The sequence below is a fragment of the Streptococcus mitis genome (assembly GCF_002096815.1).
GTDB classification, from domain to species: Bacteria; Bacillota; Bacilli; order Lactobacillales; family Streptococcaceae; genus Streptococcus; species Streptococcus mitis_AD.
On record NZ_NCVJ01000020.1, the window covers coordinates 79390 to 96227 of the forward strand.

Annotated in this window: 15 protein-coding genes; 11 read left to right on the forward strand and 4 right to left on the reverse strand. The window is 39.8% G+C overall.

Features of this window, described 5'->3' with window-relative positions; genetic code table 11:
- Positions 1-194 precede the first annotated feature (194 nt).
- The 11 genes from B7696_RS05670 to B7696_RS05720 all read left to right on the forward strand — a co-directional run bounded on the left by B7696_RS05670 (position 195) and on the right by B7696_RS05720 (position 11115).
- Positions 195-1373: a ryptide export MFS transporter gene (locus B7696_RS05670; RefSeq protein WP_084862642.1), complete on the forward strand. Its 1179-nt coding sequence runs from the start codon at positions 195-197 to the stop codon at positions 1371-1373.
- Between the two features lie 312 nt (positions 1374-1685).
- Positions 1686-1817 (forward strand): teichoic acid D-Ala incorporation-associated protein DltX, encoded by a 132-nt coding sequence (locus B7696_RS05675; RefSeq protein ID WP_000813667.1) that lies wholly within the window; start codon positions 1686-1688, stop codon positions 1815-1817.
- A gap of 20 nt (positions 1818-1837) precedes the next feature.
- A complete protein-coding gene (dltA, locus tag B7696_RS05680) occupies positions 1838-3388 on the forward strand; it encodes a D-alanine--poly(phosphoribitol) ligase subunit DltA (RefSeq protein WP_084862644.1) in 1551 nt (516 codons plus the stop codon).
- Entirely contained in the window at positions 3385-4629 is a 1245-nt protein-coding gene (gene dltB / locus B7696_RS05685; protein WP_084862646.1) for a D-alanyl-lipoteichoic acid biosynthesis protein DltB, read from the forward strand. The genes dltA and dltB overlap by 4 nt, the downstream gene beginning before the upstream one ends.
- A gap of 13 nt (positions 4630-4642) precedes the next feature.
- Positions 4643-4882: a D-alanine--poly(phosphoribitol) ligase subunit DltC gene (gene dltC, locus B7696_RS05690; protein WP_000351967.1), complete on the forward strand. Its 240-nt coding sequence runs from the start codon at positions 4643-4645 to the stop codon at positions 4880-4882.
- Complete coding sequence (dltD, locus tag B7696_RS05695) at positions 4875-6143, forward strand: D-alanyl-lipoteichoic acid biosynthesis protein DltD (RefSeq protein WP_084862648.1); 1269 nt, start codon at positions 4875-4877, stop codon at positions 6141-6143. Before dltC ends, dltD begins: the two co-directional genes overlap by 8 nt.
- A gap of 151 nt (positions 6144-6294) precedes the next feature.
- Positions 6295-6735: a zinc-dependent transcriptional regulator AdcR gene (gene adcR / locus B7696_RS05700; protein ID WP_001249308.1), complete on the forward strand. Its 441-nt coding sequence runs from the start codon at positions 6295-6297 to the stop codon at positions 6733-6735.
- Entirely contained in the window at positions 6735-7439 is a 705-nt protein-coding gene (locus B7696_RS05705; protein ID WP_001269496.1) for a metal ABC transporter ATP-binding protein, read from the forward strand. The genes adcR and B7696_RS05705 overlap by 1 nt, the downstream gene beginning before the upstream one ends.
- Positions 7432-8238 (forward strand): metal ABC transporter permease, encoded by an 807-nt coding sequence (locus B7696_RS05710; RefSeq protein ID WP_084862649.1) that lies wholly within the window; start codon positions 7432-7434, stop codon positions 8236-8238. Before B7696_RS05705 ends, B7696_RS05710 begins: the two co-directional genes overlap by 8 nt.
- Positions 8239-8247: 9 nt before the next feature.
- Positions 8248-9753 carry a zinc ABC transporter substrate-binding lipoprotein AdcA gene (gene adcA / locus B7696_RS05715; RefSeq protein WP_084862651.1) on the forward strand — a complete coding sequence of 502 codons (1506 nt, stop codon included), beginning with the start codon at positions 8248-8250 and terminating at the stop codon, positions 9751-9753.
- Positions 9754-10230: 477 nt separating this feature from the next.
- Positions 10231-11115, forward strand: a complete 885-nt coding sequence (locus B7696_RS05720; protein ID WP_004235732.1) for an SPFH domain-containing protein — start codon at positions 10231-10233, stop codon at positions 11113-11115.
- A gap of 262 nt (positions 11116-11377) precedes the next feature.
- On the opposite strand, the gene B7696_RS05725 is transcribed toward B7696_RS05720, so the two are convergent.
- The 4 genes from B7696_RS05725 to B7696_RS10560 form a co-directional block, all read right to left on the reverse strand.
- Positions 11378-13465, reverse strand: a complete 2088-nt coding sequence (locus B7696_RS05725; protein ID WP_084862653.1) for a GH92 family glycosyl hydrolase — start codon at positions 13463-13465, stop codon at positions 11378-11380.
- 191 nt (positions 13466-13656) lie between these two features.
- Positions 13657-14823, reverse strand: coding sequence for a tyrosine-type recombinase/integrase (locus B7696_RS05730; protein WP_084862654.1), 1167 nt, complete (start codon positions 14821-14823; stop codon positions 13657-13659).
- Between the two features lie 434 nt (positions 14824-15257).
- On the reverse strand, positions 15258-16235 hold the full coding sequence (locus tag B7696_RS05735; protein WP_084862656.1) for an Abi family protein: 978 nt from the start codon (positions 16233-16235) through the stop codon (positions 15258-15260).
- Between the two features lie 124 nt (positions 16236-16359).
- A complete protein-coding gene (locus B7696_RS10560; RefSeq protein ID WP_001080845.1) occupies positions 16360-16809 on the reverse strand; it encodes a helix-turn-helix domain-containing protein in 450 nt (149 codons plus the stop codon).
- Positions 16810-16838: the final 29 nt, after the last annotated feature.

Sequence of the window (16838 nt, forward strand, 5' to 3'; positions counted from 1 at the left end):
TTTTTCGTTGAGTATAACTTCTTAGAGCTAGCCAACAAAGATAATAATCTTTCCTTTAAAAAGTAGGAATAATAAAGGCAATAGTTTTTGTTTTTTCATGTGAAATACCTCACTTTTGTTTTCTGTTATTTTATGCTAAAATATTAAAAATCAAATTGTAATTCCAAAGTTGGCAACTAAGATGGGAGCCTTATATGTCTAATTCATTTATCAAGTTGTTAGTCTCTCAATTGTTTGCAAATTTAGCAGATATTTTCTTTAGAGTAACAATCATTGCTAACATATACATTATTTCAAAATCAGTAATTGCCACATCACTAGTTCCCATTTTAATAGGGATATCCTCTTTTGTTGCAAGTCTTTTAGTTCCTTTAGTTACTAAAAGGATAGCGCTAAATAGGGTTTTATCTTTATCCCAATTTGGAAAGACTATATTATTGGCGATACTGGTAGGAATGTTTACCGTAATGCAATCAGTAGCGCCTTTGGTGATCTATCTATTTGTTGTTGCAATTTCCATATTAGATGGTTTTGCAGCACCCGTTTCCTATGCTATTGTGCCGCGCTATGCGACCGATTTGGGCAAGGCTAACTCAGCCTTGTCAATGACTGGTGAAGCTGTTCAATTGGTAGGGTGGGGGTTGGGTGGACTCTTGTTTGCAACAATTGGTCTGTTGCCTACCACGTTTATCATTTTAATCTTGTATATCATTTCTAGCTTTCTGATGTTATTTCTGCCTAAGGCTGAAGTGGAGGTACTAGAGTCAGAGACCAATCTTGAAATTTTGCTCAAAGGTTGGAAGTTAGTTGCTAGAGATCCTAGATTAAGACTTTTTGTATCAGCAAATTTATTTGAGATTTTCTCAAATACGATTTGGGTTTCGTCTATCATACTTGTTTTTGTAACTGAGTTATTAAATAAAACGGAAAGTTACTGGGGATATTCTAATACAGCATACTCTATTGGGATTATAATTAGTGGCTTAATTGCTTTTAGGCTATCTGAAAAGTTCCTCGCTGCTAAATGGGAAAGTATTCTTTTTTCTCTTGTAGCTATGGCAATAGTGACACTGACTATTCTACTTTTTCCAAATGCACAGGTGTTTTTAGTATTTTCGGCTTTAGTTGGTATGTTATCGCAGCTAAAAGAAGTTCCTGAAACTGTATTTCTTCAGGAAACAGTAGAGGAAAATAACTTGGTTAATGTCTATTCCGTTCTGGAAGTGATTTCGACATTAGCATTTTCAGTATTTGTTTTGCTAATGAGCTATATTACTGAGAATTTTGGTATTAGCATCAGTTTTTGGCTATCAGCAATTTGTCTGATGATAGAAGCTATTTTAATTTATATCAGACGAGATTATTTTAAATGAGAGACTAGTTAAAAAGTCTTGAAAAATTAGAAAAGCGCATAGTATCAGGTGTTGAAAAAACTTGATATTGTGCGTTTTATTATGGGAATATTTACTTCATTGTCTCCTGAAATGGAATTTTGAACCAGGAACACTCTATTTGAAATATACATAGAAAAACTGCATAATCTTTAAAATTAGCTTAAATGCAGTGAAAATGTAGGGTAAACAATTGAAAAATTAACCTATAAAATGGTACAATGGTAGAAAAATAAGCTAGTAAGAATCACTCTTATTTTAGCGAAAAATTACAGAAATGAATGGTTTTTCTTGATGAAACAGAGAAAAGAATTGTACCTCTTTCTTGGTCGGACAGCCTTGTATTTTCTTATCTTTCTAGGGCTGCTTTACTTCTTTAGCTATCTTGGTCAGGGTCAAGGAAGCTTTATCTATAATGAATTTTAACTTGAAGGAGAATCCCTATTGTGTCAAATAAACCAATAGTAGATATGATTGAAACCATTGAGTATTTTGCTCAGACCCAGCCTAGCTATCCTGTCTATAATGTTTTGGGGCAGGAACACACTTATGGCGATTTAAAGGCTGATTCGGATAGTTTGGCTGCAGCTATTGACCAACTAGGCTTGCCTGAGAAGTCTCCTGTAGTCGTTTTTGGTGGCAAAGAGTATGAAATGTTGGCAACTTTTGTAGCCTTGACTAAGTCAGGACATGCCTACATTCCAATTGATAGTCATTCGGCCTTGGAACGAGTTTCTGCCATCGTAGAAGTTGCAGAGCCAAGCTTGATTATTGCTATCTCAGATTTTCCATTAGAGCAAACTAGCACACCGATGCTGAATTTGGAGCAGGTTCAAGAAGCCTTTGCTCAAGGGACTAGCTATGAGATCACGCATCCAGTCAAGGGCGATGATAACTACTACATTATCTTTACTTCTGGTACGACTGGTAAGCCAAAGGGAGTGCAGATTTCACATGATAATCTCCTCAGCTTTACCAACTGGATGATTACGGATAAGGAATTTGCGACGCCAAGTCGTCCGCAAATGCTGGCTCAGCCACCTTATTCTTTTGACCTGTCCGTCATGTACTGGGCGCCGACCTTGGCACTGGGAGGTACGCTTTTTGCCCTTCCTTCAGCTATTACTCAGGACTTTAAGCAACTCTTTGCGACCATTTTTTCATTGCCAATCGCTATCTGGACTTCAACGCCTTCTTTTGCGGATATGGCTATGTTGTCAGAAGACTTTAATAGCGAGAAAATGCCTGGCATCACGCATTTCTACTTTGATGGTGAAGAATTGACGGTTAAAACGGCTCAAAAACTGCGCGAACGTTTCCCAAATGCCCGTATTATCAATGCTTACGGCCCAACAGAAGCGACAGTGGCCCTGTCAGCAGTTGCCGTGACAGATGAGATGCTAGCGAATCTCAAACGTCTACCAATTGGCTATACCAAGGCTGATTCTCCAACCTTTATCATTGACGAGGAAGGAAATAAACTGCCAAATGGCGAACAGGGAGAAATCATTGTTTCTGGACCAGCTGTTTCAAAAGGATATATGAACAATCCTGAAAAAACAGGGGAAGCCTTCTTTGAGTTTGAAGGTCTACCAGCCTACCATACAGGAGATGTGGGAACTATGACAGATGAAGGCTTGCTTCTCTACGGAGGACGCATGGACTTCCAGATTAAGTTTAACGGTTACCGCATTGAGTTAGAAGATGTCTCTCAAAATCTTAACAAGTCTCGCTATATTGAGTCTGCTGTCGCTGTTCCGCGCTATAACAAAGACCACAAGGTGCAAAATCTATTGGCCTATGTCATCTTAAAAGATGGTGTTCGTGAGCAGTTTGAGCGTGATATCGATATTACTAAGGCCATCAAGGAAGATTTGACAGACATCATGATGTCCTACATGATGCCGTCTAAATTCCTTTACCGAGACAGTTTGCCACTGACTCCAAATGGAAAAATTGATATCAAAGGATTGATTAATGAGGTAAATAGGAGATGATGGAGTTCTTTAAACAGCTTCCTCATTTAGAGCCATACGGCAATCCTCAGTATTTTGTCTATGTGATTGTTGCAACCTTGCCCATCTTTATCGGCCTCTTTTTCAAGAAACGCTTTGCCTGGTACGAGGTATTGGTTAGTCTCTTCTTTATCGTTACCATGCTGGTAGGTGGGAAGACTAATCAATTGGCTGCCTTGGGCATTTATCTGTGCTGGGAAATATTGCTCTTGCTTTTCTATAAGCACTATCGAAAAAGTAAGGATGGTAAGTGGGTTTTCTACCTAGTTAGTTTTCTGTCCTTACTGCCGATTATCTTTGTCAAGGTGCAGCCAGCTATCAATGGAACGCAGTCTTTGCTTGGCTTTTTGGGTATTTCTTACCTGACCTTTCGTTCGGTTGGGATTATCATCGAGCTGAGAGATGGAGTGATTAAGGATTTTACCCTCTGGGAATTCCTCCGTTTCCTTCTCTTCATGCCGACTTTTTCAAGTGGTCCAATCGATCGCTTTAAGCGTTTTAATGAAAATTATCAGACCATTCCTGAGCGGGATGAGTTGATGGATATGCTGGATGAATCTGTTCGCTATATCATGTGGGGATTTTTGTACAAGTTTATCCTAGCTCATGTTTTAGGAGAAACTTTACTACCTCCTCTGAAGAATCTAGCCCTGCAGTCAGGTGGCTTCTTTAACCCCTATGCCTTGGTAGTTATGTATACCTTTGGTTTGGAGCTCTTCTTTGACTTTGCAGGTTACTCTATGTTTGCCTTGGCTATCTCAAACTTAATGGGAATCCGTAGCCCTATCAACTTTAATAAGCCCTTTCTGTCTAGGGATTTAAAAGAGTTTTGGAATCGTTGGCACATGAGTCTTTCTTTCTGGTTCCGTGACTTTGTCTTTATGCGGATGGTGATGGTATTGACCAGAAAGAAGGTCTTTAAAAATCGCAATGTAACCTCAAGCGTGGCCTATATTGTAAATATGCTGATTATGGGATTTTGGCACGGTGTGACCTGGTACTATATCGCCTATGGACTCTTTCATGGGATTGGACTGGTTATCAATGACGCTTGGATTCGCAAGAAAAAAACGCTCAATAAGGAACGGAAAAAAGCAGGGAAGCCTACTCTACCTGAGAATCGCTGGATTCAGTTGCTTGGCATGGTTGTTACCTTCCATGTCGTCATGCTGTCATTCTTAATCTTTTCTGGATTTTTGAATGATTTATGGTTTAAAAAATAAAAGGAAATAAAATATGGATATCAAATCAGAAGTTATCGAAATTATTGATGAGTTGTTTATGGAAGATGTTTCTGACATGATGGATGAAGATCTTTTTGACGCAGGTGTCTTGGATAGTATGGGAACGGTTGAATTGATTGTGGAGATTGAAAACCGTTTTGACATTCGTGTCCCTGTAACAGAATTTGGTCGTGATGACTGGAATACAGCCAATAAAATCATAGCTGGCATTGTGGAGCTACAAAATGCTTAAACGCTTATGGATGATCTTCGGACCGGTCTTGATAGCTGGCTTGTTGGTTTTTCTGCTCATTTTCTTTTATCCTACTGAGATGCATCATAATCTAGGAGCTGAAAAGCGTTCAGCGGTGGCTACTACTATCGATAGTTTTAAGGAGCGAAGTCAAAAGGTCAGAGCCCTATCTGATCCAAATATGCGTTTTGTTCCCTTCTTTGGCTCCAGTGAATGGCTTCGTTTTGATGGTGCTCATCCTGCAGTTTTGGCTGAGAAGTACAATCGCTCCTACCGTCCCTATCTTTTAGGACAGAGAGGAGCTGCATCACTCAATCAGTATTTTGGGATGCAACAGATGTTGCCACAGCTAGAGAATAAACAAGTTGTGTATGTTATCTCACCACAGTGGTTCAGTAAAAATGGTTATGAACCAGCAGCTTTCCAGGAATATTTTAATGGAGACCAGTTGACCAGTTTTCTGGAAAATCAATCTGGAGATCAGGCTAGTCAATATGCAGCGACTCGCTTACTACAGCAGTTTCCCAACGTAGCTATGAAGGAACTGGTTCAGAAGTTGGCAAGCAAAGAAGAATTGTCGAATGAAGACAATGAAATGATTGAATTATTGGCTCGGTTTAATGAACGCCAAGCTTCCTTTTTTGGTCAGTTTTCTGTTAGGGGCTATGTCAATTATGATAAGCATGTGGGTAGATATTTAAAAACCTTGCCGGACCAGTTTTCTTATCAAGCCATAGAAGATATTGTTAAAGCAGATGCCGAAAAGAATACTTCTAATAATGATTTAGGAATGGAAAATTATTTCTATACTACTCAGATTAAAAAGGATTTGAAGAAATTAAAAGGTTCTCAGAAAACACATACCTATCTCAAGTCGCCAGAATATAATGATTTGCAGTTGGTGTTGACACAGTTTTCTAAATCCAAGGTAAACCCGATTTTTATCATTCCACCTGTTAATAAAAAATGGATGGACTATGCTGGTCTACGAGAGGATATGTACCAACAAACGGTACAGAAGATTCGCTACCAGTTAGAAAGTCAAGGTTTTACTAATATAGCAGATTTTTCTAAGGATGGAGGGGAGCCTTTTTTTATGAAGGATACCATTCATATTGGTTGGTTGGGTTGGTTGGCTTTTGACAAGGCAGTTGATCCTTTCCTATCCAATCCCACCCCAGCTCCGACGTACCATTTGAATGAGCGCTTCTTCAGTAAAGACTGGGCAACTTATGATGGAGATGTCAAGGCATTTCAATAGATAATAGTATAGAAGAGTTCAAGGATGAAACTAGTTTTCACGTTTTTTCTTGACTCTTTTTTTGCTTGTGATATAATTAACTGGTAAATAAAATTCCAAAGAATAGTATTTTTCTCATAAAAAGAGAAGTCCAAAAGGAAAGGAGTCAGATATGAGACAGCTAGCGAAGGATATCGATGCCTTTTTGAATGAGGTGATTTTACAGGCGGAAAACCAACATGAAATCCTAATAGGTCATTGTACTAGCGAGGTAGCTCTGACCAATACTCAGGAGCATATCCTCATGCTTTTGTCAGAGGAATCTTTAACAAATTCAGAGTTGGCTCGTCGTCTCAATGTCAGTCAGGCGGCAGTTACCAAGGCCATTAAGTCTTTGGTCAAGGAAGGAATGTTGGAAACGTCTAAAGATCCTAAGGATGCGCGTGTGATTTTTTATCAGTTGACTGACTTGGCTCGTCCAATTGCTGAGGAGCACCATCATCACCATGAGCATACGCTTTTAACCTATGAACAAGTGGCGACTCAGTTTACTCCAAATGAACAAAAAGTGATTCAGCGGTTTTTGACTGCTTTAGTAGGAGAAATCAAATAATGAGATATATTACGGTAGAGGATTTGTCCTTCTATTATGATAAGGAGCCTGTTCTTGAGCATATCAATTATAGTGTTGATAGTGGGGAATTTGTTACCTTGACGGGGGAGAATGGAGCAGCTAAGACGACACTCATCAAAGCCAGTCTTGGGATTCTCCAACCACGCATTGGTAAGGTGACTATTTCAAAGACAAATACTCAGGGAAAAAAATTGAGAATAGCCTATCTTCCTCAACAGATTGCCAGTTTTAATGCTGGTTTTCCAAGTACGGTTTATGAATTTGTCAAGTCGGGCCGCTATCCGCGAAAGGGTTGGTTCCGTCGCTTGAATGCTCATGATGAGGAGCATATTAAGGCTAGTCTAGACTCAGTTGGCATGTGGGAACACCGAGATAAACGCTTGGGGTCTCTCTCTGGGGGGCAAAAGCAGAGAGCGGTGATTGCGCGTATGTTTGCCTCTGATCCAGATGTGTTTATCCTAGATGAGCCGACAACGGGGATGGATGCAGGAAGTAAAAATGAATTTTACGAACTGATGCACCACAGCGCCCATCATCATGGCAAGGCTGTTTTGATGATTACTCATGACCCTGAAGAAGTTAAGGACTATGCGGACCGCAATATTCATCTAGTCCGTAACCAAGACTCGCCATGGCGTTGTTTCAACGTTCATGAGAATGACCAGGAGGTGGGCCATGCTTAGTTTATTATCTTATGACTTTATGCAGCGTGCCTTTATAGCCGTCATTGCTATGAGTCTTTTCTCGCCAGTTCTTGGAACATTCCTGATCTTGCGTCGTCAGAGTTTGATGAGTGATACTCTTAGCCACGTCTCACTTTCAGGTGTAGCCTTTGGTTTGGTTCTAGGGATTTCTCCGACTGTTTCTACGATTGCCATTGTCTTGATTGCGGCGGTCTTTTTGGAGTATCTCCGTACGGTTTACAAGAGCTTTATGGAAATCGGGACAGCTATCCTCATGTCGACAGGTCTGGCTGTTTCTCTGATTGTCATGAGCAAGGGTAAAAGCTCGAGTTCTATGAGTTTGGACCAGTATCTTTTTGGTTCAATCGTGACTATCAGCGAAGAGCAGGTTATTTCCCTTTTTGTCATTGCGGCGGTTGTTTTGATTTTGACCTTCCTCTTCCTTCGTCCGATGTACATTTTGACCTTTGATGAGGATACGGCCTTTGTGGATGGCTTGCCAGTTCGTACCATGTCTATTCTTTTTAACATGGTGACAGGGGTGGCTATTGCTCTGATGATTCCTGCAGCAGGAGCTCTGCTGGTGTCGACCATTATGGTCTTGCCAGCTAGTATTGCCCTGCGTCTGGGGAAAAACTTTAAATCGGTTATGTTGCTTGCCAGTGCGATTGGGTTTTTGGGAATGGTAGCAGGACTTTACATTTCCTATTATGCAGAAACACCTGCAAGTGCAAGTATTACCATTATTTTTGTAACTGTCTTTTTACTCATTAGTTTAGTAAGACGTTTTATCAAATAGGAGACTAACGTGAAAAAAATTAGCTTATTGTTCGCCAGTCTATGTGCCCTGTTTTTAGTGGCTTGTTCCAATCAAAAGCAGGCGGATGGCAAACTCAATATCGTGACAACCTTTTACCCTGTCTATGAATTTACCAAGCAAGTCGCAGGAGATACTGCTAATGTAGAACTCCTTATCGGTGCTGGTACAGAACCCCATGAATATGAACCATCTGCCAAGGCAGTTGCCAAAATCCAAGATGCAGATACTTTCGTTTATGAAAATGAAAACATGGAAACATGGGTCCCTAAATTGCTAGATACTTTGGATAAGAAAAAAGTGAAAACCATAAAGGCAACAGGCGATATGTTGCTCTTGCCAGGTGGCGAGGAAGAAGAGGGAGACCATGACCATGGAGAAGAAGGTCATCATCACGAGTATGATCCCCATGTTTGGTTGTCACCAGTCCGTGCTATCAAACTGGTAGAGCACATCCGTGATAGCTTGTCAGCAGATTATCCTGATAAAAAAGAGACCTTTGAGAAGAATGCTGCTGCCTATATCGAAAAATTGCAAGCCTTGGATAAGGCTTATGCAGAAGGCTTATCTCAAGCTAAACAAAAGAGCTTTGTGACTCAGCACGCAGCCTTTAACTACCTTGCTTTGGACTATGGACTCAAGCAGGTCGCAATCTCAGGCCTCTCTCCAGATGCCGAGCCATCAGCTGCTCGTTTGGCAGAATTGACAGAATACGTCAAGAAAAATAAAATCGCCTATATCTACTTTGAAGAAAATGCTTCACAAGCTCTTGCTAACACACTTTCAAAAGAAGCAGGTGTCAAAACAGATGTCCTTAATCCTTTAGAAAGTTTGACAGAAGAGGATACCAAGGCTGGAGAAAATTACATCTCTATCATGGAGAAAAACCTCAAGGCTCTAAAACAAACAACAGACCAAGAAGGCCCAGCAATTGAGCCTGAAAAGGCAGAGGATACCAAGACAGTTCAAAATGGTTACTTTGAGGATGCAGATGTCAAGGACCGCACCTTGAGTGACTATGCAGGTAACTGGCAATCAGTTTATCCTTTCCTTGAAGATGGTACGTTTGATCAAGTCTTTGACTACAAGGCTAAGTTGACTGGTAAGATGACCCAGGCTGAGTACAAGGCTTACTATACAAAAGGCTATCAGACAGATGTGACTAAGATTAACATTACTGATAACACTATGGAATTTGTTCAAGGTGGACAAAGTAAGAAATATACTTACAAGTATGTCGGCAAGAAAATCTTGACTTATAAGAAAGGCAATCGTGGCGTGCGCTTCCTCTTTGAAGCCACAGATGCTGACGCTGGACAATTCAAGTATGTTCAGTTTAGTGACCACAATATCGCCCCAGTTAAGGCAGAACATTTCCATATCTTCTTTGGAGGTACAAGCCAAGAAGCTCTCTTTGAAGAGATGGATAACTGGCCAACCTACTACCCAGATAACCTATCTGGACAAGAAATCGCCCAAGAAATGTTGGCGCATTGATGAGAAAACCGACTAGTTCATAGGAGCTAGTCGGTTTTTGGATACCAGATGGTGACTTCATTATAGACCTTTCAGATACCTAAGGAACGTAATTGGTAACCGATGACAAAAATAGTATACACATCAAATTTAGATCATCAACCTTACTTGATGCTTGAACTATTGGAGTGCGGTTCACTTCAATGATGTTTTTTGTGAGTCTTTTAAAGGGATTAACCGTTACTTGTTTCGTTTCTTTGTCCACGACTTGTAAAGCTCAGATAGTATGTTGATAATCAACGGAGTTAGAGAGAACTAGCATGGTGCACCTAATTCTTTACCAGTTGGTTTAGCAAGAAATCAGACGACAATGTGACAATTCACCTCTAATTATTGACATTTCAGGAAAAATCGCAGTAAAAACTGCACAGCCTTCTTTAAATGTGCTATAATACAGGAAAAATAATGATGGAGGTCACGATAATGGCAACATTTTTGATGATTTTTGTGGTGGTTTGTGTGCTCCTATTGGTGATAGTCACACTGAGTACAGTTTATGTAGTTCGTCAGCAGTCGGTGGCGATTATTGAACGCTTTGGGAAATACCAAAAGGTTGCCAATAGCGGTATTCATATTCGCTTGCCTTTTGGGATTGACTCGATTGCAGCGCGGATTCAGTTGCGTTTGTTGCAAAGTGATATTGTGGTTGAGACTAAGACCAAGGATAATGTGTTCGTTATGATGAATGTGGCGACTCAGTACCGTGTCAATGAGCAGAGCGTGACAGATGCCTACTATAAACTCATGCGTCCAGAATCTCAGATTAAATCTTATATCGAAGATGCTCTTCGCTCTTCTGTTCCCAAATTAACCTTAGATGAATTGTTTGAGAAAAAAGATGAGATTGCCCTCGAAGTTCAACACCAAGTGGCGGAAGAAATGACTACTTACGGTTATATTATTGTGAAAACCTTGATTACTAAGGTCGAACCAGATGCAGAAGTCAAGCAATCCATGAATGAAATCAATGCGGCGCAACGCAAACGGGTCGCAGCGCAAGAATTGGCGGAAGCCGACAAGATTAAAATCGTCACTGCAGCTGAAGCCGAAGCAGAAAAAGACCGCCTCCATGGTGTGGGGATTGCCCAACAACGTAAGGCGATTGTGGATGGATTGGCAGAGTCTATCACAGAACTCAAGGAAGCCAATGTTGGTATGACAGAAGAGCAAATCATGTCTATCCTCTTGACCAACCAGTATTTGGATACCTTAAATACCTTTGCCTCTAAAGGAAATCAGACTATCTTTTTACCAAATACGCCAAATGGTGTGGATGATATCCGTACACAAATCTTGTCAGCCCTTCGCGCTGAGAAGAAATAATAGACTAAAGAGCCTGGAGTCAGGCTCTTTTTAGTGTTCGTGAGAGATAAGTCTTAGCTATTCATAAAAGTTACTAACAGGTTGTGGATAAGTGTGGATAACTTCTGATTATTTTAGTGATATTTCTTATTTGTGTGACCAATTTAGTAACTTTTGAGGATTATAAAGTAGTTTTAATTGCTGCAACTCAAGAGTTAAGCACAGCTTGGGATAGTTATTCACAGATTGTGGATAACCTTGGGGATTGCAGATTTTTTATTATTTAGCGATGACTTGGTAACCAGCTAAGTGTGAAGGTTAGTTGTTCAGCTTTTAAGAGGTTTTGGTGTTGAATAGTTGATACGAGTGTTTTATCCAGTCGGCATTCTTTTACAAAGTTAAAATGGCTGTGGTTTTGCTCAGCATGAATATCTAGCCATTTATCTTCTTTGGCAAGATAGACTCGGAGATGGTCAAAGAGAGGAATTCCGAGATCATAGCTTGGTTTTCCTGGACAGGTCGGATAAAATCCGAGAGCTGACCAGATGTACCAGGCTGAGAGACTGCCATTGTCTTCATCGCCAGGATAGGCTTCCCAACTTGGGTGAAAAGCTTTCTGACGGAGCGTCTTGATGAGAAGGGCAGTGTAGTAAGGGTAATCGCTGTAGCGGAAGAGATAAGGAATGTGGAAGCTTGGCTGGTTGGAAATGGCGAGTTGCCCAAAAGGAGCAGTAGACATTTCGCTCATTTCGTGAATCTCGTAGCCATAGCCTATTGTCTCAAAGAGGGGAGCATCTTGACAGGTTTTCAAAAGATAGTTGCTGAAGGTTTCTTTTCCACCCATAAGTTGGATTAAGTCTGGGATGTCGTGAAGGACGCCTAAAGTTGCTTGGATGGCTGAACATTCGGCATAATCACGTCCCCAACTATAAGGAGAGAAGTCAAGGCGGAAGTTGCCTTGACTATCACGCGCTCGCATGTAACCTGTCTCAGCGTCAAATAGATGTCGGTAATTGTGTGAAGTAGTCTTATAAGTCTCAGCAATCTCTATTTGCCCCAGTTTTTCGGCACAGCTTGCGATACAAAAGTCACTATAGGCATAGTCTAGGGTGTGGCTGACGCTTTCGTGGTGGTCGGTAGATAGGTAGCCTAGTTCTTGGTATTGGGCTAGTCCGTGGCGGCCATTGATGCCAAGAGGGTCGGACTTGCTGGCTGTTTCAAGCATGGCTTGAAGGAGTTCTTCTTCCAAGTCGGGAGCCATGTCCTTGCAGGCGCTATCTGCGATAATGCCATCTAGCAGGGTACCCGGCATCATGCCACGTTCATCTGGGGCCAGCCATTTTGGAAGAAATCCGGTATCGCGGTAGCTATTGAGGAAACCTTCTAAAAAGAGACGATAATGCTCTGGTATGATAAGGGCAAAGAGGGGGAAGGTGGTGCGGAAGGTATCCCAGAAACCATTGTTGCTAAAGAGGACACCGGGCTTGACAGTTCCAGTAGCCAGATCTTTGTGGATTGCTTGCCCTGATTCATCAACCTCATAAAAAGTCTGTGGGAAGAGGAAGAGTCTGTAAAGGCAGTGGTCAAAGAAGGTTCGGTCAGCCTCTCCTGTCTCGATAACGTCAAAACGATGGAGGAGATTTTCCCAGTTCGCTTGGGCACTTGCTTTACTGCTATCAAAATCTTCTTGAGGTAGATTGACTAGAGCTTGAGAAGGGGAGATGAAAGAAGTGCCTAGTTGAATCTCAGCATGGCTGCTTGCTAAGTCAATTCGCCAGTCTCCACCTTCTTGGCTGATAGCAAGAATATCCGTATTCGACTGTAGAGCAGTGAACATCGTTAGCGAATTTTTATTGGTTTCAGTTTTACCTTCTTGTCGCAGGGCAAGAGTCCGCTTATTTACTTGTTCTACTGTCAGTTCATCTGCTGCGTGAAGATAGAGGGAGAGGGCTTTACCTTGCTTTTGCTCCAAACGAATAGAAGCTCCGTAGCAAGTCGGTGTGAGCTGGCTTTCAATCTGATAGCGCAGGGAGAAAATCTTCAGATAATGAGGCTGGAAAGTAGCCTTATTCATATCATAGGAAGATTGGCGGTGGAAGAGACTGTCTCCACCTAGTTGACCTGTGACAGGTGTCAGGAGGAGCCAAGAGTAGTCCCCAATCCAAGGACTGGGTTGGTGGGTTAGTCGAATCCCCTGAAAGATAGGCAGATGCGGATCGAAAAACCAAGAGCCCTCCTGGTCACTGGTCTGGGGCACAAAGTAATTCATCCCAAAAGGAAGGCCTGTATAAGGCAGGGTATTTCCTCGGGAAAAGGCATGCTTGCTGGCAGTTCCAAAGCGAGTATCGATGGTTTCAAGTAGTGGTTTCATAGTCTTTCCTTTAGCTGTTTTTCTACATTATATCAGAAAAAGAAGGCCTTTAGAAAAGGAGTTTCAAAGATAACTATTTTGTAGAAAAATGAGCCTTTTTTAAAATAAATCTAACAAAAACCCTGTTGCTATTGGCTTTTTGCTTTGTCTTGAATTGTTAATTTTTGAATTTGCTCCCCTTTTTGCTCCCCTTATAGTGCTTTTAGTGCAGTTTCGTAGAATGATACTGCTTTTTTTGCGTTCTCTTTTGAGAGGTGGCTATATGTGTCCATGGTCATGCTGATTTGAGAGTGACCTAGACGGTGTTGGAGTTCTTTGTATGGTATTCCAGAGTTAAGCAAGAGACTAGCGTGAGTGTGCCGGAATCCGTGAAAGCCAATGTTAGGAACGTCAGCACGCTTAAAATGTGTTAGTAATCTTTTTTTAAGTTTTACAATGCTAGTATATTCATGAATGAAGTCAGAAAATACGACACTTTCACGTTGCCCTATCTTCCAAGCTTCTTTAGTTTGGCGTAGTTTGTACTGCTTCAGCATGCTAACAGTCTCTTGATCTATATCTATATCCCGATAACTAGACTTCGACTTTGGGCTATTGATTTCTAAATACCGATTTAGTGTTTTGGTGACATGCACGATAGCATTATCTAAATCTATATCAGACCAAGAAAGGGCTAAAGCTTCATTGATACGACAACCAGTTGCCAGTAGGAACTTATAGAGCGTTACATCATAGTAATAACGATATTTACAACTATCTAAATTATCAAGATAAACAAGAAACTTTTTTAACTCTTGATTATCAAAGTGCTTTAGCTTTTGTCGCTTTGCTTTCTGAGTGTTGCGAGGTAAAACCACATCACGCGCAGGATTGGACGGTATAGCTTGCATGGTTACGCCATACTGTAAGATACGTTTGTTTAAAGCGTGTATCTTGTCATAATGTAGAAAAGCCCCTTTTTCCCCTCTATTAGTCTTATCAGCAAGTTCGTTGATAATGGACTGGATAAGTGGAGTAGTGAGCTTATCGAGCTTATACTCCCCGAATGTAGGCAATATGTGATTATCTATTAGCGCTCTAACGTTTCCTTGAGTGTTTGGCTTAACTGTATTCTTATAGCTTTCCCACCAGAGAGTTGCCAATTCTTGATAGTTTTTTATGGTAACAGCCTTTTGTCTGGTAGATCCTGCTTTTTGAAAAGCTATTTTTTCTTTAGTGGCCTTTTGCTTTACCTCTTTATGTGTCCGACCTGTTACTTTGGTTTTTACTTTCTTTCCTGTTACCTGGTCAACTCCTAGATATATATTAGCACGATAGACTTTACTACCGTCTTTTTTTATAACTTCAGTTATTTTCATGATGATAAACCTTTCTAAAATACATCAGCAGGCAAGCCATTATCAAAAAGGTTTTATATCATGCTAGGGGATTCACAGTTTGCCCTGTATTCAATTTTAAGCAGTCAGACGGTAAATAATACCAGAGTTGGAAACAAGGCGGATATGGGGCTTATATGGGCAATAGAAAAAGTGTACCGACTAAAAAGCTGATACACTTAATTTCTTGTTGTAACCCTGACCTATATAGAGATACAGGTATAGAGCAGTGTAACCCATAGGGTTTCTTTTACGATTAAGAATTACGGTATCACTTTTTAGAAAGTTTTACAAAATAAAAAAACACCGGTGTTTTAAGTCCGATGTTTTTAGATAAGTTCCGAAAAACGTTATCGCGATTAATAGTTACTATTCTATCAATAAGTTACATTTTTTGCAACAAAAACATCGAAAATTTATAGATTTTTTAAAAATAGCTTTATTTTTGCGAAACTATCTACTCCAAGGATTAAATGGACATCGTGGGGGTTTTTGATAGTTTGAGAATACTCTTTAATTATTTTTTCATAACGAGTAATGAAACTCCGTATTTCTATCTTACTAAAACGTAGTAGTTTTAAATAATAAGCAATCAAAATTACATAATCAGTAATTGTTTTGAAGTTTATATTTTTAACTTTAGTATGTTTCTCAAGGTGTTTAATGATCATGCCCTTAATTTTAAAAGTATTAAAACGACAATCAAAAACAACGTTATTATGAGCGATTGCATTGCGTAAATCTTTAATAATGAAGATGTGTTTGGATAGTAATTCAAGATTGGTATCTAGACTAGTGTCTAAACAACCTAAATCTTCTTGAATTTTACGGCGGGTGTGATTATTTAGTCTCTCAATAATACTCCCTAAGTCTCCCATTGTAGTATGCTCAAAAATTGCCCAGAATGGTATTGATTTATTTTGATGGACATAATGCTGAATGATGGAACTTTTAGTGTAATTATTTGCTATTGTGCCTTCCATATTACGACGTAGATTTAGAAATTTACCCATTTCTTTCTTATACTCTTTTGAGTTTTTTGGAAAATCATCGAAGTGATTCAATTTTTGTTTAAAGATAGAATCCATGTAAATATCGGAATCTGTTACAAGAACTTCGAGCGTGTAATTGTTGATTGCTGTTTCAACTTTCATAACTTCAGGATATAATAGCGCCTTTAATGTATTATCGAAATTATAAGTTTTTTTGATTTCATCAAAAGTTGTAAAACTAAGCAAATTATTCTTTTTACGAACAAATCTGTAAGCCTTGTAACCGTGGTAATATCCTATGTTTCTGAGAGTTCTTTTTTGAGAACTCCCCTTTATTTTAATTTTATGACTTTTTCTAATATGACGCATCAGGCCGTCGATGCTTTTTCCTTTTTCGCTCATGATTCTCCTTTCTATTTGTAAAATTCGCTCAATTTTGCGCTTTAGTCTGTAAAATCGGCTTTCTATTCTTCAATTTCCCCCGTTTTTGCACTTTAGAGAGTGGAAAGTGGAAATTTATTTGCTATTAATCGTTGTCTTTTTTAAATGATACTGCATCTTTCTTTGCAAATTTTTTTGCAATAGTTCTAAGTAGTTCTCTCTCATCATCTGTGCAGAAAAAGTAGTTAAGCATCAATTCTAGGGCGAATGGTTCAAGATGCTTTCTTAATTTTTCATAGTCATAAAAATCTAAATCGGTTTTTGATAATTGCATATAGTCAAATTCTTGCCATGAACGATACTCTCTTGGTGTTGGAATGTAACCATCAAATGGGTCTTTTTTACTATTTGTGTAATTTAGTAAGTATCCAACACTTACCCCAAAGTAATCAGCTAATTGTTTTGCTTTTTCTGGTTTGATTTGGCTTTCTCCGTTTTCCCAATTTTGAAGAGTCCGATAATGAACCCCAATATTCTCAGCTAACTCTTTTTGAGATAGCTTTTTTTCTTGTCTTAATTCTTTCAATCTATTCATGCTTTATCACACCTTTCACAGATGATTAT

Excerpts from the sequence above, each read along its gene's own strand:
- B7696_RS05670 (WP_084862642.1), top strand. The coding sequence starts at position 195 with ATGTCTAATTCATTTATCAAGTTGTTAGTCTCTCAATTGTTTGCAAAT.
- B7696_RS05675 (WP_000813667.1), top strand. The coding sequence starts at position 1,686 with ATGAAACAGAGAAAAGAATTGTACCTCTTTCTTGGTCGGACAGCCTTG.
- dltB (WP_084862646.1), top strand. The coding sequence starts at position 3,385 with ATGATGGAGTTCTTTAAACAGCTTCCTCATTTAGAGCCATACGGCAAT.
- dltC (WP_000351967.1), top strand. The coding sequence starts at position 4,643 with ATGGATATCAAATCAGAAGTTATCGAAATTATTGATGAGTTGTTTATG.
- dltD (WP_084862648.1), top strand. The coding sequence starts at position 4,875 with ATGCTTAAACGCTTATGGATGATCTTCGGACCGGTCTTGATAGCTGGC.
- adcR (WP_001249308.1), top strand. The coding sequence starts at position 6,295 with ATGAGACAGCTAGCGAAGGATATCGATGCCTTTTTGAATGAGGTGATT.
- B7696_RS05705 (WP_001269496.1), top strand. The coding sequence starts at position 6,735 with ATGAGATATATTACGGTAGAGGATTTGTCCTTCTATTATGATAAGGAG.
- B7696_RS05710 (WP_084862649.1), top strand. The coding sequence starts at position 7,432 with ATGCTTAGTTTATTATCTTATGACTTTATGCAGCGTGCCTTTATAGCC.
- B7696_RS05720 (WP_004235732.1), top strand. The coding sequence starts at position 10,231 with ATGATTTTTGTGGTGGTTTGTGTGCTCCTATTGGTGATAGTCACACTG.
- B7696_RS05725 (WP_084862653.1), bottom strand. The coding sequence starts at position 13,465 with ATGAAACCACTACTTGAAACCATCGATACTCGCTTTGGAACTGCCAGC.
- B7696_RS05730 (WP_084862654.1), bottom strand. The coding sequence starts at position 14,823 with ATGAAAATAACTGAAGTTATAAAAAAAGACGGTAGTAAAGTCTATCGT.
- B7696_RS05735 (WP_084862656.1), bottom strand. The coding sequence starts at position 16,235 with ATGAGCGAAAAAGGAAAAAGCATCGACGGCCTGATGCGTCATATTAGA.
- B7696_RS10560 (WP_001080845.1), bottom strand. The coding sequence starts at position 16,809 with ATGAATAGATTGAAAGAATTAAGACAAGAAAAAAAGCTATCTCAAAAA.